The sequence below is a fragment of the Candidatus Accumulibacter similis genome (assembly GCA_013347225.1).
In the GTDB taxonomy this organism is placed as follows: Bacteria; Pseudomonadota; Gammaproteobacteria; order Burkholderiales; family Rhodocyclaceae; genus Accumulibacter; species Accumulibacter similis.
Window position 1 is genome coordinate 4,878,453 of record CP054595.1, and the last position, 22,247, is coordinate 4,900,699.

Genomic DNA, 22,247 nt, shown 5'->3' on the forward strand with positions numbered 1-22,247 from the left:
AATGCGGTTCAGGATGATGGACTGTGCTGCTTGACGATCGGCAGCTTGCCCGCCAGGCCACGGTCGATCAGGGATGGGGCGACGCCGTTGAGCCAGGCGAACAGCCGTTCCGGAAAGCCGAAATGGTGTTCGCCGTCGCCACGGCGGAGCGCCGCGACGATCTGTCGCGCCACGTCGGCGGGCGCGTCGCTGTGGTTCCTCAGCGCCCGATTCAGCGCGTTCACCGCCGCGCTGTTGAGTGGCGTATCGATCGCCCGCGGCGCGACATGGATGACGGCAACGAGCGAATCCGCCAGCTCGCGGCGGAGCGCCTGCGAGAAACCGCGCAGACCCGCCTTGGCCGCCGAGTAGGCGGCAAAACCGGGAAAGGGCAGGCTGCCGAAGGTCGAGCCAATGTTCACGATCGCCGCCTGCGGCTGTGCCTTGAGCCAGGGCAGCAAGGCATGCGTGAGGTGGATCGGGCCTTCGAGGTTGGTCGCCAGCACCTCCTCGATGGTGCTCCACTCCTGCGTTTCGAGCAGGCCGAAGGCACCGACACCGGCATTGTTGATCAGGACATTGACCTCGAAGTGGCGGGCTGCCGCCGCCAGCGCCGCCACGCCGGCGGGCCGGCCGAGGTCGCCACAGACAGGGGTGGAGCCGTTGCCGAGCGATGCGCTCAGCGACCGCAGGCGGCCATCGTCGCGCCCGGCGAGCAGCAACACGGCACCGGCAGCGGCCAGTTGGCGGGCAAGTTCCTGGCCGAGACCGCCGCTGGCGCCGGTGAGGAGGATACGGGCATGGTTCAGCTGCATGACGCTTCCTCGACGGACGGCAGGGCGCGGAAGACATCGCCGTAGAGCTTGTAGAAGACACGCGCGCTGTGCACGACATCGGCCTGGTCGGCCGGCGTCATCCGTTCGAGCAGGCGCGCAAGATGCATCGTGTGTTGCTGGTCGAGCGTCCCGTGCGAGCGCAGGTAGGAGAAAGCGGCATTCGGCAGACCGAGCGTCTGCTGGATGCGGTCGGCGGCCTGCAGGGCGAGCGCGACGCTGGTGCCCTCGAGGACGAATACCATGCCGAAGAAGGCCGCCGGGTTGCCGCGATGCAGCAGATCGTAGGCATAGGCGACCATCAGCTCGGCCGGCAGATCCGGCTGACTGGCACGCACCGCGTCCGCATCGCCACCGGCCGCAGTGATGTCGTTGAGAATCCACTCCTCGTGACCGATCTCCTCGTCGATGTACTCGGCGACCGGCCGGCGCAGCCACGACAGCCGCTCCGGCAGACGACCGCCGAGTGTCATCAGCAGGGGGGTGGTCTGCCGCACGTGATGGTAGGCCTGCCCAAGAAAGGCGAGATAGGTGCCCAGGCTGACCCGTCCCTGCAGACAGTCGGCGATCACCGGCACGGCCAGCAGGCGTGCGCGCTCGGTGACGGTAGCGGCGATCAGTTGTTCATGAAAGGACATCGCTTGCTTCCCTTGCTTGATGGATGGCCGCCAGATCGGCGGCGTGATGGTGAAGGATGGCGCTGCGGCGCGGCCGTCCGTTGCCGGTCGCCAGCCCGTTGTCGCTGCTGAACGGCGCCGCCGGCAGCCAGCCGACGATGCGCGCGTAGTCCGGCAGGCGGGCGTTGACCCGCGCCACCGCCGCCGCCAGCGCGCCGTCATCAGCACCCGGCGCGGCGACCAGCAGGGCAGACAGCCAGGGCATGCCGTCGCCGAAGACCACCGCCTGGGCAATGGCCGGCTCGGCGAGCAACAGCGACTCGGGCCACTCCGGCGCCACGTTGCGGCCGAATGACGTGATCAGCAGATTCTTGCGGCGCCCCTCGAGGTGGAGGTGGCCATTGCCATCCAGCCGGCCGAGGTCGCCAGTGGCGAACTCCGACAGCGGCGGCACCGTGGTCGGTGGCGGCAGCTCGTCGCCGACATAGCCAAGAAAGGCACGCGTGCCCACCAGCACTTCACCGTCGGCGATCCGCACGCGCACGTGCGGCAGCGGGCGCCCGACACCTTCGCCGTCGTCGCCGGGACGGTTGAGACTGAGGACCGAACCGCACTCGGTCAGGCCGTAGCCCTGGTAGGCCGGCAGGCCGACGGCACGTGCGCGGGCGAGCAGCGCCGGAGCGACACGCGCGCCGCCGACGGCAACATGACGCAGGGCGCCAGCCGCCACCTGCCCGCCAGCCGCCAGGTGCGTGCTCCACATCTTGAGCAGTTCGGGAACCACGATCAGGCTGTTGGCACCGCTGGCGGCAACAGCCTGCTGCAGCGCCTCCGGATCGAAACCCGCCATGCCGCGCCAGCCAAGCGTCTGCAGTCCGGCGACGCAGATCTCGGCGCCGAGCAGCAGCGGCGCATGCACGCCGGCGCTGTTCTCGAGCAGCAGCGACAATGGCAGGACGGCCAGGTGGCGTTCGATCGCCAGATCGGCGAAGCAGCCGGCAACGGCGACGGCGGTGTCGAGCAGGCCGGCAGCGCTCAGGCAGACACCGCGGGGGGCGCCCGTACTGCCGGAAGTGAACGAGATCTTGGCGGTTGCCGGCGGCAACGCTGCCTCCGGCGTCGTCCGCTGCATGCGGAGCAGCCCGTTCGCCTTGCCGACGACGGCGAAGCCGAGGCCCAGCCCGGTGATCCTCGCCGGCTGGTCGGTGAGCACCGTGTCGGCTCCGGTCTGCGTCAACGCGTGCGCCAGTTGCGACTGGCTGAAGAAGCCCGGCAGCGGCAGATGGACGATGCCGGCACGCAAGGCCGCGAGATCGGCGATCACCCATGCCGGGCCGTTGTCGGCCAGCACCGCGAGCACGCGCGTACCCGTGAGGCCACAGGCCAGCGAGTCGACGGCCGACGGCAGCTCTGCGGCGCGCCAGGTCTGGCTGTCGCCGCGCAGGACGACGGCGTCGGGCCGACGTGCAGACAGCGCGTCGAACAGGCGCGCGGCCAGCCCCTGCGGTGTCTGGCTGATGCTGCTCATGCGCGCCGGCCGACGCGTGCCAGCGCCGTGCGGATGCGTCCGGCAACGACGATCGGCTGCTGGCTGTAGTAGCTGCCCCAGCTTCCGGCGGCCTCGCCAAGCCGTGCCGGATCAGCCGGCGCCAATGCCAGTGCCGGCAGCCCCAGCCGGTTCAGGATGCCGATCAATTCGCGCGTGGCGGTGAAGGCGAGCCATTTGTAGCCCAGCCGATCGAGGTGAGCGGTCAGCGCCAGCACGACCTGTATCGTTCCACCGGGCTTCTCCGCCGCCAGGTTGCCGACCTCGACGATCTCGTCGCGGCGAACCGGTTGTTTCGCCAGGCCGGCCATCACCTGCTCGATGGGCTGCTCGAGATAGCATTCGAGAAACAGCTTCTCACTGGCTGCCGGCCGCCAGCCGCAGGCGGCGACGATCCGCTCCTGGCGCTCGAAGAGCATCAGGTTGGGAGCGAAAGACGTGACGTCGGCGGCATGGTGGCGGGCGAAAACCTGGCGAATGAACGACTCGGCCTGCGCACGGCGAGGCGACGCGAGATCGGCGTGGTTCACGGTGACCGAGTCGCAGTGGCTGTCGAAAACATCGCGGCGTGCTGGCTGCATGGCAGGAATCCTCTGAGCAAGTGCGCGCAGCTTGACGGCGCTTCCTTAACAAGCTCTTAAACGGAGCGACCGCCGCGCACGCAGCCGACGAGGAGGGTCCGGCGGTGGCCACAGGCACAGCCGGCGCGCGACGACGGACCGCCGACCGCTCGCTGGCACCTTCAAAGGCATTGGCCGTCAGGGCGACGATCGGAATCGGCGACGGACCGACGCCTGGAGTCCGCCCGATCGGCCCGTTGCCACCACCCCGGTTCCCCTGCCCTGCGGCCTAGGGCAGACAGCCACAGCGCTTGAGCAACTGCGCCGTCTCGCACAGCGGCAGCCCCATGACTCCGGAGTAGCTGCCGGCGAGGTATTCGACGAACATTCCCGCACGACCCTGGATGCCGTAGGCACCGGCCTTGTCCAGTGGCTCGCCGCTGGCAACGTAGCGGCGGATCTCGCCGTCGTCGAGGAGACGGAAACGCACTTCACTGTCGGACACGGCAAGCTCGATGCGGCCTTCCCAGGCGACCGCGACGGCGGTCAGCACGCGATGACTGCGCCCCGAAAGACGCTGCAGGATGCGGCAGGCGTCGTCGGCATCGGCCGGCTTGCCGATCAGCTCGCCGGCCAGTTCCAGAGTCGTGTCGGCAGCGAGGACCGGTTGTGGCAACAGGCGTCGCCGACGGACCAGCTCGCAGCCGTGCGCCGCCTTGCTGCGCGCCAGACGTTCGACGTAGTGCCGCGGATCCTCACCGGGCAGCGGCGTCTCGTCCACCGCCGCATCTTCGCGCGGCGAACTGCGGAAGCTGATGGTGTCGAAGGCAACGCCGATCTGCGCCAGCAGCTCGCGCCGGCGCGGGCTGCGCGAGGCGAGATGGACGCGTTGCTGCAGGAGGCCGGCAGGCACTCAGTCCTCGCGATGGTAGGGGTGGTTACGGACCACGCTGCAGGCGCGGTAGAGCTGTTCGCAGAGCAGCAGGCGCGCCAACGCGTGCGGCAGGGTCAGGCGCGAGAGGCGAATGACCTCGTCGGCCTGCTGCTTCAAAGCCGCGTCGACCCCGTCGGCACTGCCGATGACGAAGGCGGTGTCGCCACCAATCTGCATCCAGCCGGCAAGACGCTGCGCCAGCTGCAGCGTACTCAGGTCGGCACCGCGCTCGTCGAGCACAACCAGCCGGCGAAAGCCCTGCAGCGCTGCCAGCAGGCGTGTCCTCTCGGCGGCGAGGAGCTGTTCGCGGCTCTTCGTGCCGCGCACCTCGGCCTTGACCTCGATCACCGACAGCGGCAGCTCGCGCGGCATGCGCTTGAGATACTCGGCGCAGCCGGCAAGCACCCAGGCGGGCGGCCTGTGCCCGACGGCCAGGATGGCCAGCCTCATTCCTCGCCGACGCTGGCCTCCGTGACCTGACGGACAGCCTGGCGGACACGCAGCGGACCCTTGCCACCCCACAGCTCCTCGAGATTGTAGTAACTGCGAACCGCCGGTTGCATGACGTGGACGATGATGTCCCCGAGATCGACCAGGATCCACTCGCCCGCCTCCTCGCCCTCGCAGGAGAGGACGCTACCGCCAGCCTCGGAGACCTTCTCCTGCACGTTGCGTGCCAGCGACCGGACCTGACGGTTCGAATCGCCACAGGCGATGACCATGCGATCGAAGAGCGCCGTCAGGCGGCTGGTATCGATGACCTCGATATCGCGGGCCTTGATGTCTTCGAGTGCAGTGACGACCAGCTTTTCGAGATCGGCAAGTTTCATTGGCAGCTCAGGGTTGTGGATAAAGGCGATGGCGCCGAATATAAGCGATAACGCGATCGGGCAGCAAATAGCGGACGCTTTCGCCGCTGGCCAGCAACCGGCGAACACGCGTCGCCGAGATCGCCAGTTGCGTCATCGCAAAGGTGACGACCCGCCCCGCCGGCGACGAGGCGAGTTCGGCCGGGTTGCTGCAGAAACGATCGCGGCAGTGTTCGGCCAGTTCCGGCGGCAGTTGCGCCCGCTCGAGCGGAAAGCCCGGGCGATGGGCAACGGCCAGGTGCGCCAGCGCGAACAGCGACTGCCAGCGATGCCAGCCCGGCAGACCGGCAAAGGCGTCGGCACCGAGCAGCAGGACGAGCGGCCGGCGGCCGCCGCACTGGTCGGGCAAGCGCAGTCGTTCCAGGGTCGGCACGGTGTAGCTCGGCCGTGCCGCCGTCACCTCGCTAGCATCGACCTCGAACAGCGGGTTGTCGGCAGTCGCCAGGCGGACCATCGCCAGCCGCTGCCCGGCGGTCACCCGCGGGGCGTCACGCAGCGCCGGCTGACCCGCCGGAATCCAGCGCACCGCCGTCAGCGCGAGCGCGCTGCCAGCCTCCTCGGCGAGGCGCAGGTGGCCGTAGTGAACCGGATCGAAGGTGCCGCCGAAGATCCCCAGCGGCCCGTCGCCGGCACCCTCAGGCATCGCTTTCGCCGATGCTGACGAAGACGTCACGATAACTGACGTAGAAGCTGGCAAAGACCGTCGGTGCGACGACGAGAAGGACCAGCACGGTCATTCCCGTCGCCACCAGCGAGGCACCCAGTTGCAGCAGCGTCCCGGCGACGCCCAGCAGCAGCGCCGGCAGCACGAGCGCGACGAGGAGCAGCGCCAGCGAGTAGACGAGGAAGGCCCGCCAGTTGCGGGCACAGGCGACGAAGCTGAAGAACAGCGCCTTTGCCGGTGGCAGCGAATGCCAGCCGGCGAGAACCGGCGCATACCAGTAGGCCATGACCAGCGGGCAGAGCAACAGCAAGGCGATCTGTGCCGCGAAGAGGATGTCACCGCTCGCCAGTATGTCGTCCGCCGGCTTCGCGCCGAGCAGCATCATCGCCATCAGCGCGCCGCCATCGGCAACCGCCGAGATCGCCAGGATGCCGACCGTCGCCGCCAGGTACACGGCGCCGAGAACCAGCAGCGACCGCAGGTTGCTGCGAAAACCCGAGAACAGCAGTTGCGGCGTCACCGGCAGCGAGCGCTCGATGTTGCGGCAGACATTCATCAGGCTGACCGAGAATGCCGGGATGCACAGCGTCGTGACCACCGTCCCGATCACCGGCAACATGTTGACCATCGCCATCAACAGCCAGTAGCTGACGACCAGGAACGTCAGCATCACATGTCCCTTGCGAAAGATGCGAAAGCCGTCGGTGAGCCAGCGCCATCCTTGCGCCGCGGGAAGAGTCAGTGCTTGCATGTTGTCAGGCCAGTCAGGCGGTGATGAAGGTGTCGCGATACGAAGCATACACGGAGCCAGCCAGGACCGGTCCGAGGACCAGGAATCCGAGGCCAAGCGGCAGTGCGGCAAAGAAACACAGGACCATGGTCAGCAGCCCATAGACCAGAAAGCTGAGAAGGTTCTTCATGCAGGCGTGAAAGCTGGCCTTGAGTGCCGCTGTCGGCGGCATGTGGTTGAACACGACCAGCGCCGGCGCGAACCAGACGGCCATGACGATCAGCAGCGACAGCAGCAGCCAGAGGAGGCCGCCGAGGGCAATGCCGCCGAGGGCGATGCCGACGCCAAGCGGGTTCGCCAGCGCCAGGCCGCCGGCGATGCCGCCGCCCAGGAAGAGGAAGACGAGCAGGAAGAGCAGCAGCATCGCCAGCATGTAATGGACGCCAAGCGTCATCAACGCACCCGTGTCACGCTTGAAACCGGCAAACAGGTCGCCGATCTCGAGTGACTCGCCGATCGCCGCCTTGCGGCAGGCGATCAGCATTCCCGCCGCCAGCAAGGGTGTCAGCAGGTAGGCCGCGAGATAGCCGATGACCGGGACGACCGCCAGCCCGACGTAGATGACGATGACGATGACCATCATGGCGATCCAGACGGCCGGGTTGACGGCGAAGATCGCCCAGCCCTGGCAGAACCAGTTGAAGACGCTGCCCGGCCCGAGCAGGCGACTGGAGCCGTCATGGGGAGGGGCGGGAATCGGGAATTGCTCCATGGCAGGGATCGTCCGGATCACGATGGGTAGCAGATGCTAGCGGTCCGCAGGAAACGAGGCAAGCCGTGCGGCTCGGCGCCGCATTCAGGCGCGGCAGCGCGTCAGCAGCATGCGCTCGATGGCGTTGAGAAAGCGGTAGAGCGGCGCGAAGTCCGCGAACAGCGTGGCATCGTCCGGCGGCGAGCGGCGGAACTTCTCCTCGCCGCGCACCAGGGCAAAGATCTCGGCAAAACTGCGCCGGCCGTCGATGTACTTGAGGATGAACTTGCCGAAGCGACCGACATCGAGCGGCGTGCTGATGCCCGTATGGCTGTGGCGCATGACGAAGGGAACCTCCCGGCTGCGGTGGATGATGGCCGACAGCTCGGGGCCGGTGACCGGTTCGTGGCAGAAGAACGGAACGTACTCCGGGTCGCCGTAGGGGGCGACGCGCGCCCCGCGGCACAGATAGAACGAATGCGTCACCAGCGTACCGCCAAGCAGTTCGGCGATCGCCTGCTGCTCGCGCGGCGGCAGGCGCGCAACGGCGTCGAGGAACGGCGGCTGCCGCGGTGCCAGCACCAGATCCGGCAGGTATGGAGCACGCCCGCGGCCGACGTCGGAGAATTCGATGTGCAGACCGTGCGCGTCGTGCAGCCACGCGTACAGTTCCTCGACCGTGTACGAGCGGTCCTGTGAATGCAGCAGCAGGTCGTAGATGCCGGCGTCACCGCGCCGATGATCGGAAATCAGTTGCTCGCCACGGGCAAACCAGTTCGTCGGCGGCAGTGCCGCCAGCACCTGCCGGGCATTGTCGAGGCATTGCCCGATGCGCTCGCAGCCGCCATTGATCCGCCGCAGCAGCTCCTGCATCTGGTAAACCCCGGTACGGCCGTAGGTCGCGTAGACCATCATGCCGATCGCTCCGTCCGCCGCCAGCACGCCGAGCAGTGCGCGCAGACCGGCATCGGGGTCCGGCAGGTGGTGCAGGACCCCCGAGCAGTTGATGTAGTCGAATTCGCCCAGCTCCAGCCTGGGCAGCTCGAGCAGCGACTCCTGCAGCCAGCGGATGTTTCCGAGGCCGCGGATCTCGGCCCGCCGGCGGGCGATGGCGATGCTCGCCGCGCTCAGGTCGAGGTGCACGATCTCGGCATCGGTGCTGCGCAGCTGCTCGGCCAGGTAGATCGTCGCGTCGCCGGTGCCGCCGCCGGCGACCAGCACGCGCCAGCCGTGGCCGAAATCCTGCTGTCCGGCAAAGCAATAGTGGTTGATCATCGGCAGCGAGTCGAGCCAGGTCGGCAGCAGCCGCTGGCCTTCCTCCTTCGGGTCGCGCGGCGGATAGGGCAGCGCTTCGTACTGCGCCCTGACCTGTGGCAGGTAACTACCGTCCATGCCACGCCACCTGTGGTGCCGCTTCCGCCAGCAGCGGCTCGACGGGCGGCGTGCCCAGTCCTGGTCGATCGCCGCTCGCCCGGTGCGCCAGCAGGATCTCCTGGTAAACCCGGGGATCGCGCTGCGTCACCACCTCGCCAGGTCTGGGCAGGAGCTGATCCTGCAGGCGCGAGAGCCAGAAACGCAGGGCTGCCGCGCGCAACAGCATCGGCCAGGCCGCCCGTTCGCCGGCGGTCAGCGGCCGCCGCCGCTGGTAGGCAGCCAGCAGCGACCGGCAGCGTTCGCCGTCGACCTCGCCGCCGGCGGCGGTGCACCAGTCGTTCGCCACGACCGCCAGGTCGAACAGCAAATCGTCGACGCCGGCAAAGTAGAAGTCGAGCAGGCCGCTGACGCGATCACCGACGAAGAGCACGTTGTCGCGGAAGAGGTCGGCGTGGACGATGCCGCGCGGCAGACTGCCGGGGCGTGACGCCTGCTGCCGCAACTCGTCCGCCAGCAGTGCGGCTGCGTCAGGCGCCAGGTGCGGAACGAGTTGCGCGGCGACCTCGACACACCAGGCGGTGCCGCGCGGGTGCGGCTGGCTCACCGGCGAGGACTGTGCGGCCAGATGGAGTTCGGCCAGCGCGGCGCCGATCGCCGCACACTGCGCCGGCGTCGGCCGTGTCACGGAAAGACCGTCGAGGCGGCTGACGATCAGCGCTGGCCGGCCGGCGAGCTCGCCGAGATACGCGTTGCGACGATTGGCGACCGGTGCCGGACAGGGAATCCCGCACGCCGACAGATGCGCCAGCAGCTGCGTGTAGAACGGGAGCTGGGCGTGCGGCACCTGCTCGAAGAGGGTCAGGACGTATTCGCCGCCACTGGTGCGAAGGAAGAAGTTCGAGTTCTGCACGCCCTCGGCGATTCCTTCGAGGCGCTGCAGCGTTCCCAGCGAGTAGTTCTCAAGCCAGGCGGCCGCCGCGCTGGCGCTGAGTTCGGTGAACACCGACATGGGCGCGTGCGATGTCGGGCAGGCAGCGGCAGGAGGACTGGCGGCCTGCCGTTCAGAAGGTGCCGATGGTCCACATCGGGACGCTGATCGGCGGGCCGCCGATCGACTGCCGCGCGAAATTCCCGTCACCCTGGTGGTCGACCAGGATGTACGGCACCCCGTGCGCCGGCGTCACCCTGATCATGTAGAGCCTGCCGCCGATCCGGTGTTCCTCGACCGTGTCGCCGTCCCGCTGGACGATCGTCACTTCCGGCTCCATCGCAGCGTCGAGCGGCGCCATTTCCGGTGGTGGTGGCGGCACGGCCGGCAAGGGCTGCAAATCGGGCGGAGTCTGGGCAAGCGCTGGCGCCGTGGCGAGAGCCAGCATGGCCAGGAAGGCATGGGTGCGGCGCATCAGCGGTCTTCCGGATGATTGATCGGCTGGCCGGCATGGCACCGGCCAGCCCTGATTGTAGTACAGAATCGTGCGCTGCCAGCGACTCCGGCACACCGTCCGAGACGGCGCGGCCGGACGCCGAACTCTGCCATAATGCAGAGGATTCGTGGCGGCTGCGCTGGCGACGGCACGACATGCTGCATGTCACGCGCCGTGACAGCCTGGCCCGCTGACCATCCACCCTCATTGCCCTGCCCCCGCCCATGCCCACCCTGCTGCTGGTCGACGGATCCTCCTACCTCTACCGGGCCTTCCACGCCCTGCCCGATCTGCGCACGACGCAGAGCGAGCCGACCGGCGCGATCCACGGCGTGCTCAACATGCTGCGGCGGCTCGAGAGCGACCACCAGGCGTCGGGAATCGACTACAAGGCCTGCGTCTTCGACGCCAAGGGACGCACCTTCCGCGACGACTGGTACGCGCTCTACAAGGCCAACCGGCCACCGATGCCCGACGACCTCGTCCGCCAGATCGAGCCGCTGCACGGCGCCATCGCCGCCCTCGGCTGGCCGCTGCTGGTCGTCGACGGCGTCGAGGCCGACGACGTCATCGGCACGCTGGCGACGCAGGCGGCGGCGCAGGGCATCCAGGTGGTGGTGTCCACCAGCGACAAGGACCTGGCGCAACTCGTCGGCCCACAGGTGCGACTGGTGAACACGATGAGCAACGAAACGCTCGACGAGGCCGGCGTCGTCAGCCGCTTCGGCGTCCCCGCCGGGCGCATCGTCGATTACCTGGCGCTCGTCGGCGACAGCGTCGACAACATCCCCGGCGTCGACAAGGTGGGACCGAAGACCGCAGTCCGCTGGCTGCAGCAGTACGGTTCGCTCGACGGGGTGATCGCCGCCGCCGCCGGCATCGGCGGTGCCGTCGGCGACAACCTGCGGCGCGCACTGGATTTCCTGCCGCTGGCGCGCCGCCTCGTCACCGTGCGCTGCGACCTCGAGCTGCCGCTGACGCTCGCCGAACTGCAGCCACGCCCCATCGACCGCGAGCGGCTGCTCGAGCTGTTCCGCCACTACGAGATGCGCTCGTGGCTGCGCGAGGTGCAGGGAACGTCCGACGCCGCTGCGGCGCCGCCGGCAGCGACGCCGCCGGCCGCCGCGCCCGCGGCCGCCGACGGCGCCCACCGTGCCGCCTACGAGACGATCCTCGACTGGCCCGCCTTCGACCGCTGGCTGCAGAAGATCGGCGACTGCGAACTCTGCGCGCTCGACACCGAGACCACCAGCCTCGACCCCTTCGCCGCCCGCCTCGTCGGCCTGTCGCTGGCGGTCGCGCCGGGCGATGCGGCGTACCTGCCGCTCGCCCACCGCTACCCCGGCGCACCATCGCAACTGCCGCAGGACGCCGTGCTGGCACGCCTGCAGCCGTGGCTCGAAGACCCCGCGCGGGCAAAGATCGGCCAGAACCTCAAGTACGACCAGCACGTCCTCGCCAACCACGGCATCCGCCTCGCCGGCGTGCGGCACGACACCCTGCTCCAGTCCTACGTCCTCGAATCGGGTCGCGACGGCGTCCGCGGGCACGACCTCGGACAGCTCGCCAGCCGCCACCTCGGACTGCAGACGATTCCCTACGAAGCGCTCTGCGGCAAGGGTGTCAACCAGATCGGCTTCGAGCAGGTGGCGATCGACCAGGCGGCAGCCTATGCCGCCGAGGACGCCGACCTCTGCCTGCGCCTGCAGCAGCGGCTGTACCCGCAGATCGACGGCGACGCCGGCCTGCGGCGGATCTACGAAGAGATCGAGATGCCGGTGCGCGACGTCCTCTTCCGCATGGAGCGCACCGGCATCCTGATCGATGCCGACCTGCTGACGCAGCAGAGCCACGAGATCGGCAAGCGCCTGCTCGAACTCGAGGAACGCGCGCATGCCGCCGCCGGGCAACCCTTCAACCTCAATTCGCCGAAGCAGCTCGCCGAGATCCTGTTCGACCGGCTCGGGCTGCCGGTGAAGAAGAAGACCCCATCGGGAACGCCATCGACCGACGAGGAAGTGCTCTCCGAGCTGGCCCTCGACTACCCGCTGCCAAAGATCCTGCTCGAAACGCGGCAGCTCGCCAAGCTCAAGGGCACCTACACCGACAAGCTGCCGAAGATGATCAACGCCACCACCGGCCGCGTGCACACCAGCTACGCGCAGGCGGTGGCGGTCACCGGCCGTCTCGCCTCGAGCGACCCCAACCTGCAGAACATCCCGGTGCGCACCGCCGAGGGCCGCCGCATCCGCGCCGCTTTCGTCGCCCCGCCCGGCAGCCATCTGCTCTCCGCCGACTATTCGCAGGTCGAGCTGCGCATCATGGCGCACCTGTCGCAGGACGCGCGGCTGCTCGCCGCCTTCGCCGCCGGCGAAGACGTGCACCGGGCGACCGCGAGCGAGATCTTCGGCGTCGCACCCGATGAAGTCGGCGCCGACCAGCGGCGCGTCGCCAAGGTGATCAACTTCGGCCTCATCTACGGCATGAGCGCCTTCGGCCTGGCGCGCCAGCTCGACCTCGAACGCGGCGCGGCGCAGTCGTACATCGACCGCTACTTCGCCCGCTACCCGGGAGTCGCCGCCTACATGGAAGCGACGCGCGCGGCGGCGAAGAGCCAGGGCTACGTCGAGACCGTCTTCGGTCGCCGCCTGTGGCTGCCCGAAATCCGCTCGAGCCAGGCCGGCCGCCGCCAGGGCGCCGAACGCGCGGCGATCAACGCGCCGATGCAGGGTACCGCCGCCGACCTGATCAAGTCGGCGATGATCGCCGTCCAGGGCTGGCTCGACAGCGAAGGCCTGCGCACCCGCCTGCTGCTGCAGGTGCATGACGAACTCGTCCTCGAAGTGCCGGCCGACGAACTGCCGCGCGTGCGCGGCGAGCTGCCGCGGCTGATGAGCGAGGTCGCCACCCTGCGCGTGCCGCTGGTCGTCGACATCGGCGTCGGCGCCAACTGGGACGAGGCACATTGAGCCGCAGCGGCAGGGCTGCCGGCAGCATGCGCCCCGCCTCGCGGCAGCCGCACGCGCCGCACCGGCGGTGCCCGCTGCGCCGGGGCGCGCGTGGCCTGCTGCTGGCGGCACTGCTGGCATGCGGACTCGCCGCGTGCGGTGGCGCAGCACGCGGCCCCTCCGTCTACCAGAGCGAGGATTTCGCGGCCGACGAGACCTTCTCACGCCTCTTCGACGCCAGCGCCGAAGCGACCTGCGAAGCGGCCCGGCGCGCGCTGCTCAGCCAGGGCTACCTGCTGACGGCGGTGAAGCCCGACGCGGTCAGCGCCAGCAAGCACTTCCAGCCGCAGGGCGAGGTGCATGTGCAGATCGTCTTCAACGTCGTGTGCACCAGCGAGCCCGGCCAGGACAGGCTGGCGACGGCCTACGTCAGCGCCATCGAGGACCGCTACACGCTGAAGAAGAACCCGAACTCGGCGAGCGTCGGCGTCGCCGCCATCGGCTCGCTGTCGATCCCGCTCGGGTCGAACGAGGACTCGCTGGTCAAGGTCGCCAGCGAGACGATCCCCGCCGGCCCCTTCTACGACCGCTTCTTCGCCCTGATCCAGCGCAACCTGGCGCCGCAGGCGGCTGGTCGCTAGGCGGCGGGCAACTGCGGATCGGCGCATCGGGCACGATTGCCGCCGGGCGACCCCGCGCAGCCGCCCATTGAAGTCTCTCGACAGCGGTTGGGCGCAACTTTCCGCGCCAGTGTAGTGGATAATCGACAGCGTGATGAACCCACGCGATACAAGCGAAATCCCGGCCCGCTACGAGACGCTGATGGTGCTGCGTTGCCTGCACCAGCGCGAACCGATGCTGATGCTTCCCGGAGCGGAGGACGGCTATGGCACGCGCTGGACCCTCGGCGGACAGCAGGTGCAGCCGGGCATCGCGCAGTACCTGATGCGGGGACATTTCATCGTCAAGACCGGGCGCACCGAGTTTGGCGCCCACACCCTCAACCTGACGCCGGCCGGCCACCGCCTGCGCGACAACGGCATGCGCTGGTGGTCTGGGCTCAGCTGGTACGAGAAGCTGAAGGTCATCCTCTTCGGCTGATGCCTGGCGCTGCCGGCGGGCGGGCGCCGGCGGCAGCCCGGCCGGCGTCCCGGCACGTGCCGGGACGCCGCAGTCTTCAGGCGACGGAGCTGCGGATCAGGTGATCGAAGGCGCTCAGTGCGGCTTTCGAACCTTCGCCCATGGCGATGACGATCTGCTTGTAGGGCACGGTCGTCACGTCGCCGGCGGCAAAGACGCCGGGCAGCGAGGTCTGCGTGCGCGCGTCGATCTCGACCTCGCCGTGCCGCGAGAGGGCCAGCGTTCCCTTCAGCCAGTCGCTGTTCGGCAGCAGGCCGATCTGCACGAAGACACCCTCGAGGTCGATGCGCTGCGACTCGCCGCTGGCCCGATCGGTGTAGATGAGGCCGTTGACCTTCTGCCCGTCGCCCGTGACCTCGGTGGTCAGCGCCTGCGTGATCACCTTGACGTTCGGCAGGCTGAACAGCTTCTTCTGCAGCACCGCGTCGGCGCGCAGGCTGGCTTCGAACTCGAGCAGCGTGACATGGCCGACGACGCCGGCGAGGTCGATCGCCGCCTCGACGCCCGAGTTGCCGCCACCGATGACGGCCACCCGCTTGCCCTTGAACAGCGGGCCGTCGCAGTGCGGGCAATAGGCGACGCCATGGCCACGGTACTGCTTCTCGCCGGGGACGTTCATCTCGCGCCAGCGGGCGCCGGTGGCGATGATCACCGTCCGGCTGCGCAGGCTGGCGCCGCTGGCCAGGCGTACCTCGGCAAGGCCGTCGTCGCCGGCGGCGACCAGTGCCTCGGCACGCTGCAGGTTCATGATGTCGACCTCGTACTCGCGCACGTGCTCCTCGAGCCCGGCAGCCAGCTTCGGACCGTCGGTCTCCTTGACCGAAATGAAGTTCTCGATCGCCAGCGTATCGAGCACCTGGCCACCGAAACGCTCGCTGACGACGCCGGTGCGCACGCCCTTGCGTGCGGCGTAGATCGCGGCCGCGGCGCCGGCCGGTCCGCCGCCGACGATGAGGACATCGAAGGGCGCCCGCGCCGAGACCTTCTCCGCCTCGCGCTGCGCGGCACCGACATCGATCCTGCCGACGATCTCCTCGAGCGTCATCCGCCCCTGCCCGAAGTGCTCGCCGTTGAGCAGGACGGTCGGCACGCCCATGATCTGCCGCTCGCTGACTTCGGACTGGAACAGCGCGCCATCGATCATCTGGTGGCTGATGCCGGGGTTGATCACCGACATCAGGTTGAGCGCCTGCACGACGTCGGGACAGTTGTGGCAGGACAGCGAGATGAAGGTCTCGAAGTGGAACCGGCCGGGAATCGCGCGGATCTCGTCGAGCACGCCCGCCTCGACCTTCGGCGGATGGCCGCCGGTCTGCAGCAGGGCGAGGATCAGCGAGGTGAACTCGTGCCCCATCGGGATGCCGGCAAAGCTGATGCGCGCCGCCTCACCGACGCGGGCGACGGCGAACGACGGCCGGCGCGCGGCATCGCCGTCCTGGCGGACATGGACCTTGGCCGACAGCTCGGCGATTTCCTCCACCAGAGCGAGCATCTCGCGCGACTGCGGGCTGTCGTCGAGCGAGGTGACGAGTTCGATCGGCTGCTGGATCTTCTCCAGGTAGGCGCGCAACTGGTTCCTGATGTTGCTGTCGAGCATGACTGTTTCTCCATTGACGAGTGGCATGGAAAAGGGGCCGCCAAGCTGTGCTTCACGGCCCCTTTGCGCTGGCACCCGCGTATGCTGCCGGACTGCGGGCCCGGCAGCAGGGCGTGCAGCGGCGGCTAGATCTTGCCGACGAGGTCGAGCGACGGTGCCAGGGTGGCCTCGCCCGGAGTCCACTTGGCGGGGCAGACCTCACCCGGGTGGCTGGCGACGTATTGCGCCGCCTGCACCTTGCGCAGCAGCTCCTTGGCGTCGCGACCGATGCCGAGATCGTGGATTTCGCAGACCTTGATGACGCCTTCCGGATTGACGACGAAGGTGCCGCGCAGCGCCAGGCCCTCTTCCTCGATCATGACGTCGAAGTTGCGGGTGATGTTGCCGGTCGGGTCGCCGATCATCGGATAGCGGATCTTCTTGATCGTCTCGGAAGCATCGGCCCACGCCTTGTGCGTGAAGTGGGTGTCGGTCGACACGGCATAGACTTCGACGCCGATCTTCTGGAAGTCCGCGTACTCATCGGCCAGGTCGCCGAGTTCGGTCGGGCAGACGAAGGTGAAGTCGGCCGGGTAGAAGACGACGACGGACCACTTGCCCCGCAGGTCGGCATCGGAGACGGGGACGAACTTGCCATTGTGAAAAGCGGTGGCTTTGAACGGCTTGACTTCGGTATTGATCAAGGACATCGTGAGCTCTCCTTCGAGTTCGGTGGATGAAAAGAAGCGACGGACGAATCGTAGTGCAGCGGGCAGAATTGTTCCAATTGATTCTCGTAATTCGTGCCATAGCCCGGGGCTATTCGGCAGCGCAGCGGGGAACGGACGGATCCGGCGCGCGCCGCAGGGCGGGCGAGCGGCGGACCGGGAAGCCGGATCGGCGTCCGCATTGACGGCTGCCGACGATTTCCGTGATACTCGGGGCTCTGTCGATGACCACCAGACCCCGTTCGGCATGGTGACCGCCAGGGCATGCCGGCCGGGCACCTGCGGGATGACCGGGGCCGGCCCGGGCAGCAGCACGGCACGCGGCCGTTCGCCGCAGGCAACCTCGTTTCAGGATCAGGACCGGTGAATCTCGCTTTCCCTGCACCACCCTTGCCGGCAGGCCAGCCGGCGAACGCACTGGCGATGCCCAAGCGATGAGCATGGTCGATGTCATCGATGGGGTCAGCTATCCGCGGCTCGACCCGATCGCCTGCCCGCTCTGCGGCAAGCAGGGCCCGCCGCGCGTGATCGCCGCCCGTTTCAGCATGCTGACATCGGTCGCCGAGTGCCCCGCCTGCCGCCTCGCCTACCAGACGCCGCCGCCGTCCGAGGAAGCCTCGCGCGCCTACATGAACTGGCGCTGGTCGTCCGGCGACAGCTACGTGACCGATTCGGAGAACAAGCGCCGCGCGGCGCGCGCGAAGTTGACGCATGTCCAGGAAGTCCGGCCCCTGCCCGGCCGGCTGCTCGACTTCGGGGCCGGCTCCGGCGCCTTCGTCCGTGCCAGCCTGGACGCCGGCTGGCAGGCGGTCGGCGTCGAACAGAGCGAAGCGGCGATCGCCCGCGCGCGCGAGTACTACGGCGTCGATCTGACGGATTCGCTGCCCGACGAGGAGTTCGACGTGATCACGATGTGGGACGTCGTCGAGCACCTGCGCGACCCGCTGGCGGTGCTGCAGCTGCTGCACGGCCGCCTGCGCAAGGACGGCGTGCTGCTGATGGAAACCGGCAACTACGAGAACTGGCGGCGGATCCTCGAGGGCGAGCGCTGGAGCCTCTACCTCCTCGACCACCACTTCTATTTCTCGCCGGCCAGCCTGGAAACCGTCGTCACGCGTGCGGGCTTCGCCGCCTTCCGGGTACTCGACGTCGATCACTCGGCGCCCTCGCTGCGCCGCACGCTGACGCGGCCGCGCTGGGGAATGCGCGCCTGGCGGACCTACTTCGCATCGAAGCGGGCGTGGCCCGAGCACGGCGACATCAACGTCATGGTCGCCGCTGCCACCGCCTGAGAGGGAGGCCGGCTGGCCCCGAATGCCCGCAGCAGGGCGAGCTGCGACGAAAGCAGAAACAGGCGGGAAACAGACTCTTGAAGCCGATCAGACTCTACTGGTGGCAGGGCGAGGGCCGCGATGATCCCGCGCAGCGGAATTTTGGCGACTGGCTGTCGCCATTGATCGTCGGCATGGTGTCGGGGCGGCCGGTGGTGCATGCGCCGGTCGCCAGCGCCGACATGCTCGCCATCGGGACGATCCTGAAGCGGGAACGACAGGCGCGGCGATTCCTGCTGCCGCGCCGTCTGCACATCTGGGGCAGCGGCGCCGGCGACGCCAGCGAGCAATTCCCCGGCCGCCACCACTATCACGCCGTCCGCGGCCGCCACACGCTGGCCGCCATCGCCGGCCGCGGCCAGGGGACAGCGCTCGGCGACCCCGGACTGCTCGTCGGCCACTACTGGAGCGGCCGGCCGCGGCCGCCGAAGCGGCACGCGCTTGGCGTCATCCCGCATTTCGTCGACCAGGACAGCGCCGCCGTCGCCGAGCTGCTGCGCAAACCCGGCGCACGGCTGATCAACGTCTTTGCGCCGATCGACGAAATCCTGCACGAGGTGCTGTCCTGCGCGCTGGTGCTGTCATCGAGCCTGCACGGTCTGATCATCAGCGACGCGCTCGATGTCCCGAACCGGCGCATGATCATCTCCGAGAACATCCGCTCGAGCCTCAAGTTCGCCGACTACTACTCGGCCTTCGGCCTCGCCGAACCGACCCCGCTCGACGCGCGGCTGCTGCGCGGCAACGAAAGCCCCGAGAGCCTCGTCGGCGACTATCGCCGACCCGACGTCGACAGCCGTTGCGCCGAACTGCTGCGATCGTTTCCGGACGTCGTCTGAGCGGTCGCGACGGAACCGGCGCGAGCAGTCGGGGATGCCCGGCGCGAGCGAGCGAACGACGAGGCCTGCCAGATGGGCAGACGAAGGCGAAGGCGGGGTGTTGCGCAGCATGTTGTGCGCCGCCGTAGCCAGCCGGCCGTGGGCGTGAGCGCGTGGGCTGCGCCGCAGATCGGTCGCGCAGTGGATTGATTCACAACCTCCGGCAGCGGCGCTCATCGGGCGAGCGCCTTCGTGTGACCGGAACGTCACCTTGCCCTGCGTGCTGGATCAGGCCACCTGTCTGGGCAGGGGAATTTGAAATCTGCCCGCAACGACACCGGCGACCGTCAGGTCTTCGTCAAGCTCTTCCCAGCGCAGCGCATGTCCATCGACTTCGACCCGAACCTCCTTGAGCTGATCTTCAGACGCCTGGCAAAGAATGCGAAAACGATCTGCCGGAAAACCGAATACCCTTCCGTCAGTCAGTTCGAGATAGATGAACCGCTTTTCAGACCAGGCCCTGATGGCCACGAGTTCGGTTTCAGTGATCATGGTATTCATTATGGTATTTGTCGGGCAATGGTTGGTCGTTTTCAAAGACAAGCCGCTCGATTTCCCGTAAATCCCGGGGTGCCAGACCGCGGTTGCCGGCGGAGTGCACCGATCGCCCCGACCTGCCGTACCATCCCGTGCTGACAGACAGCGCTCGGCAGGAGACCCGCATGGCCCGCATCATCCCCGACGGCTGGCGCGAACTCGCGGTCACCGGAGGCGCGCAGCGCGAGATCGAAACCCTCGCCATCCTCGCCGACGGCCTGCCAGACGCCTATTCGGTGTACCACGCCGTGCACTGGACCGCGACCGAAGGGCGCCATGCCATTTTCGGCGAGATCGACTTCGCCGTGGTCAACCTCGCCGGCGACATCCTGCTGATCGAACAGAAGAGCGGTTTCCTCGGCGAGACCGCTGCGGGGCTGGTCAAACAATACCCCGGCCGTTCGAAGAGCGTCCCCGTGCAGATCTCGCGCATGGTCGGCAACCTGCGCGGCAAGCTCGCCAGCCGCGCCGACATCCCCTCGGTGCACACCGACGCCCTGCTCTACTGCCCGGATTACACGGTCAGGAACCCGGAAACCGCCGGCCTCGCTCGCGAGCGCATCGTCGACGCCAGCGCGCGCGAGCACCTTTGCCGCGTCATCCAGGAACTGTTGCCGGCGCACGCGAAGACGTCCGCCACGCCGAAAATCCACGCCTTCCTGCGCGACCTGATCCAGCTCGACACCGACGTCAGCGCGCTGATGGGGCATGCCCGCAACCTCGTCACGCGGGTTTCCGGCGGCCTCGCCCGGTGGGCACGGCGGCTCGAATTCGAGCCCTTCCGGCTGCGCATCACCGGCACGGCCGGCTCGGGCAAGACGCAGCTCGCGCTGGCCGAATACCGCGCCACCATCGAGGCCGGCAAGCGACCCCTCTACGTCTGCTTCAACCGCCCGCTGGCCGACCATTTCAACCGCATCGCCCCGCCCGGCGGCCTCGCCTGCACCTACCACCAGCTCTGCGACCAGCGGCTGCGCGACGCCGGCGAGACACCGGACTTCACCGCGCCCGACGCCTTCGAGCGCCTGCAGCAGAGCGCCGCGGCACTGCCGGCAAGCGCCGCCTTCGTCTTCGACACGATCATCGTCGACGAGGGCCAGGACATCTCCGAGACGTGGCGCGATTCCATCTTCCGCCACGCCCGGGCCGATGCGCGCCTCCTCTGGCTGGAAGACCCGATGCAGAACCTCTACGGGCGCCCGCCGACGCCGCTGCCCGGTTGGGTGACGCTGCGCTCGCAGAGCAACTACCGCAGCCCGCGGCCGGTCGTCGAACTGCTGCGTCGCCTGCTCCCCGGCGAACCCGCGATCGAGGCCGCCTCGCCGATCGCCGCCGACGAGATCGAGTGCCTCGACTATGCCGACAGCGCCGGCCTGCTCGCACGCGTCAAGGAAGCCATCCGCATCTGCTACTCGGCGGGCTTCAGGAAGCACGACCTCGCCATCGTCAGCTACCACGGCCGCGAGCGGTCGCACCTGATGGCTCTCGACCGGCTCGGCCAGACCAGCCTGCGCCACTTCACCGGCGACTACGATCTCTTCGGGCAGCCGGTCTACACGGATGGCGACGTGCTGGTCGAGTCGGTCTACCGCTTCAAGGGCCAGTCCGCGCCGGCGGTGATCCTCGCCGAGATCGACTTCGAGGCGCTCGACGACCAGGCGGTGCGCAAGCTCTTCGTCGGTGCGACGCGCAGCTCGATGAAGCTGATCCTCGTCGTGCACGAGAGGTCGGCCGCGCGGCTGCTCGAGTGCATGGGCTGAGCGATTCTTCTGCGGGAGGCTCATCGCGCGGGCTTGGCGGAGGTTGGCCTGCCGGCATCGGCCGGCAGCGGCGCGGGAAGGACAGGAAGTTCGGTGACCGCCACAGCACCCTCGACAGCCCATGCAGCCGCTCAAGGTGGCCCTCATGGCCGGCGACGCGCGGAAGCGTCCGGTCCTGATCCGTGTACAGGCCCTCGATGCGCCGGCGAGTACGACGAAGGTACGCAAGCGATACCACCATTCTCAAAGAGAAGTTGTCGCTATCCCGCATCAGAATATGCGGCGGTCTGGAGCGTCGCCGTCCCCGCACTCGTTGTGGCTGATCGCTCCAGCCTCGCCGAACCGAGAAAATTGTCGAGACTGGTGCTGCCGTGCGGCCCTTTTTAGGCGACAATCGCTTCTCGTCGCCAGAAACCTTTGCCACTGAAACGAGAGACAGCGTCGTGCCTCCCGCTTGGTCGTGCCCATTCTGTAGCCTCCCAGAGTCACGGGTCGTGGATGAAGACGACTTGGCCATGGTCGTACGCGACGCATCCCGGGGAAGGGGATCAGCCCGCGAATGATCACCATCCTGACGTTACAAGCCCTTCCGACCGGCTGCCTAGCCCACACCAGACGAGTTGAGGCGGCCCAAGACCAGAGACGGATCCCGAGCAGTGACGCGGGAGAGCAGGTCAGACCATGAGCAACAGGGAACGTTTCTACGAAATCGACCAGATTCCTGGCGCGCGCCAACAGTTGCTGGAGCGTATCGCCAACCACCGCTTCGAAAAGGTGGGACAGATGGTCGGCCCGCAATATGAACTGCCTAGCCTGCGGTTCAGCGCCCAGGACATCCGTGCTGTGCTGAGCATGCGGCAGCTCATGTCGAACCTCCACGTCGGCGGCCTAGTCGGCCCGCAGCTCCGGCCCACGCTCGCGCGTTGCATCGCCCCAATCGGCAGCGCCGGCAAGCCGGTCGATGAAGTGCGGCGCCAAATTCGGCTCTCGACGGTCCGTACTCTCGAATTCCGCCTTTATCAATCATGCTGCAGCCCTGCAACGCTTGGCGCCACCTGCCCGTCCCGT

Annotated in this window: 22 protein-coding genes; 6 read left to right on the forward strand and 16 right to left on the reverse strand. The window is 68.3% G+C overall.

What is annotated here, in order from left to right; genetic code table 11:
• Nucleotides 1-8: 8 nt before the first annotated feature.
• The 13 genes from HT579_21535 to HT579_21595 all read right to left on the reverse strand — a co-directional run bounded on the left by HT579_21535 (nucleotide 9) and on the right by HT579_21595 (nucleotide 10,260).
• Entirely contained in the window at nucleotides 9-794 is a 786-nt protein-coding gene (locus tag HT579_21535; GenBank protein ID QKS31282.1) for an SDR family oxidoreductase, read from the reverse strand.
• Complete coding sequence (locus HT579_21540) at nucleotides 785-1,450, reverse strand: iron-containing redox enzyme family protein (GenBank protein QKS31283.1); 666 nt, start codon at nucleotides 1,448-1,450, stop codon at nucleotides 785-787. Before HT579_21540 ends, HT579_21535 begins: the two co-directional genes overlap by 10 nt.
• Entirely contained in the window at nucleotides 1,437-2,957 is a 1,521-nt protein-coding gene (locus HT579_21545; GenBank protein QKS31284.1) for an AMP-binding protein, read from the reverse strand. Before HT579_21545 ends, HT579_21540 begins: the two co-directional genes overlap by 14 nt.
• Nucleotides 2,954-3,556 carry a thermostable hemolysin gene (locus HT579_21550; GenBank protein QKS31285.1) on the reverse strand — a complete coding sequence of 201 codons (603 nt, stop codon included), beginning with the start codon at nucleotides 3,554-3,556 and terminating at the stop codon, nucleotides 2,954-2,956. Before HT579_21550 ends, HT579_21545 begins: the two co-directional genes overlap by 4 nt.
• 268 nt (nucleotides 3,557-3,824) lie before the next feature.
• Nucleotides 3,825-4,448 carry a septum formation inhibitor Maf gene (gene maf / locus HT579_21555; protein QKS31286.1) on the reverse strand — a complete coding sequence of 208 codons (624 nt, stop codon included), beginning with the start codon at nucleotides 4,446-4,448 and terminating at the stop codon, nucleotides 3,825-3,827.
• A complete protein-coding gene (gene rlmH / locus HT579_21560) occupies nucleotides 4,449-4,919 on the reverse strand; it encodes a 23S rRNA (pseudouridine(1915)-N(3))-methyltransferase RlmH (GenBank protein ID QKS31287.1) in 471 nt (156 codons plus the stop codon).
• A complete protein-coding gene (gene rsfS, locus HT579_21565; GenBank protein ID QKS31288.1) occupies nucleotides 4,916-5,299 on the reverse strand; it encodes a ribosome silencing factor in 384 nt (127 codons plus the stop codon). The genes rlmH and rsfS overlap by 4 nt, the downstream gene beginning before the upstream one ends.
• Before the next feature lie 7 nt (nucleotides 5,300-5,306).
• Complete coding sequence (gene nadD, locus HT579_21570) at nucleotides 5,307-5,981, reverse strand: nicotinate-nucleotide adenylyltransferase (GenBank protein ID QKS31289.1); 675 nt, start codon at nucleotides 5,979-5,981, stop codon at nucleotides 5,307-5,309.
• Nucleotides 5,974-6,753 carry a hypothetical protein gene (locus HT579_21575; GenBank protein QKS31290.1) on the reverse strand — a complete coding sequence of 260 codons (780 nt, stop codon included), beginning with the start codon at nucleotides 6,751-6,753 and terminating at the stop codon, nucleotides 5,974-5,976. Before HT579_21575 ends, nadD begins: the two co-directional genes overlap by 8 nt.
• A gap of 13 nt (nucleotides 6,754-6,766) precedes the next feature.
• Nucleotides 6,767-7,504 carry a hypothetical protein gene (locus HT579_21580; GenBank protein ID QKS31291.1) on the reverse strand — a complete coding sequence of 246 codons (738 nt, stop codon included), beginning with the start codon at nucleotides 7,502-7,504 and terminating at the stop codon, nucleotides 6,767-6,769.
• Nucleotides 7,505-7,588: 84 nt separating this feature from the next.
• Entirely contained in the window at nucleotides 7,589-8,875 is a 1,287-nt protein-coding gene (locus HT579_21585) for a class I SAM-dependent methyltransferase (GenBank protein ID QKS31292.1), read from the reverse strand.
• On the reverse strand, nucleotides 8,865-9,866 hold the full coding sequence (locus HT579_21590) for a homoserine kinase (protein QKS31293.1): 1,002 nt from the start codon (nucleotides 9,864-9,866) through the stop codon (nucleotides 8,865-8,867). The genes HT579_21585 and HT579_21590 overlap by 11 nt, the downstream gene beginning before the upstream one ends.
• Before the next feature lie 52 nt (nucleotides 9,867-9,918).
• Complete coding sequence (locus tag HT579_21595; GenBank protein QKS31294.1) at nucleotides 9,919-10,260, reverse strand: DUF2782 domain-containing protein; 342 nt, start codon at nucleotides 10,258-10,260, stop codon at nucleotides 9,919-9,921.
• Nucleotides 10,261-10,505: 245 nt separating this feature from the next.
• On the opposite strand from HT579_21595, the gene polA reads away from it, so the two are divergent.
• The 3 genes from polA (at nucleotide 10,506) to HT579_21610 (ending at nucleotide 14,330) form a co-directional block, all read left to right on the forward strand.
• Nucleotides 10,506-13,250, forward strand: coding sequence for a DNA polymerase I (polA, locus tag HT579_21600; protein QKS31295.1), 2,745 nt, complete (start codon nucleotides 10,506-10,508; stop codon nucleotides 13,248-13,250).
• Between the two features lie 26 nt (nucleotides 13,251-13,276).
• Nucleotides 13,277-13,870: a DUF2242 domain-containing protein gene (locus HT579_21605; protein QKS31754.1), complete on the forward strand. Its 594-nt coding sequence runs from the start codon at nucleotides 13,277-13,279 to the stop codon at nucleotides 13,868-13,870.
• Between the two features lie 133 nt (nucleotides 13,871-14,003).
• Nucleotides 14,004-14,330, forward strand: coding sequence for a hypothetical protein (locus tag HT579_21610; protein QKS31296.1), 327 nt, complete (start codon nucleotides 14,004-14,006; stop codon nucleotides 14,328-14,330).
• A 76-nt stretch (nucleotides 14,331-14,406) separates the two neighbouring features.
• Here the strand turns inward: HT579_21610 and ahpF are convergent, their stop codons facing one another.
• Together ahpF and ahpC are read right to left on the reverse strand one after the other, a co-directional pair.
• Nucleotides 14,407-15,966, reverse strand: a complete 1,560-nt coding sequence (ahpF, locus tag HT579_21615; GenBank protein QKS31297.1) for an alkyl hydroperoxide reductase subunit F — start codon at nucleotides 15,964-15,966, stop codon at nucleotides 14,407-14,409.
• A gap of 125 nt (nucleotides 15,967-16,091) precedes the next feature.
• Nucleotides 16,092-16,655 carry a peroxiredoxin gene (gene ahpC, locus HT579_21620; GenBank protein ID QKS31298.1) on the reverse strand — a complete coding sequence of 188 codons (564 nt, stop codon included), beginning with the start codon at nucleotides 16,653-16,655 and terminating at the stop codon, nucleotides 16,092-16,094.
• A gap of 452 nt (nucleotides 16,656-17,107) precedes the next feature.
• On the opposite strand from ahpC, the gene HT579_21625 reads away from it, so the two are divergent.
• Together HT579_21625 and HT579_21630 are read left to right on the forward strand one after the other, a co-directional pair.
• Nucleotides 17,108-17,965 carry a class I SAM-dependent methyltransferase gene (locus HT579_21625; protein ID QKS31299.1) on the forward strand — a complete coding sequence of 286 codons (858 nt, stop codon included), beginning with the start codon at nucleotides 17,108-17,110 and terminating at the stop codon, nucleotides 17,963-17,965.
• A gap of 86 nt (nucleotides 17,966-18,051) precedes the next feature.
• Nucleotides 18,052-18,843 (forward strand): polysaccharide pyruvyl transferase family protein, encoded by a 792-nt coding sequence (locus HT579_21630; protein ID QKS31755.1) that lies wholly within the window; start codon nucleotides 18,052-18,054, stop codon nucleotides 18,841-18,843.
• Nucleotides 18,844-19,110: 267 nt separating this feature from the next.
• Here HT579_21630 and HT579_21635 read toward each other — a convergent pair whose 3' ends face one another.
• On the reverse strand, nucleotides 19,111-19,383 hold the full coding sequence (locus HT579_21635) for a DUF2442 domain-containing protein (protein QKS31300.1): 273 nt from the start codon (nucleotides 19,381-19,383) through the stop codon (nucleotides 19,111-19,113).
• A 161-nt stretch (nucleotides 19,384-19,544) separates the two neighbouring features.
• On the opposite strand from HT579_21635, the gene HT579_21640 reads away from it, so the two are divergent.
• Nucleotides 19,545-21,179 (forward strand): ATP-dependent helicase, encoded by a 1,635-nt coding sequence (locus HT579_21640; protein QKS31301.1) that lies wholly within the window; start codon nucleotides 19,545-19,547, stop codon nucleotides 21,177-21,179.
• Nucleotides 21,180-22,247 lie beyond the last annotated feature (1,068 nt).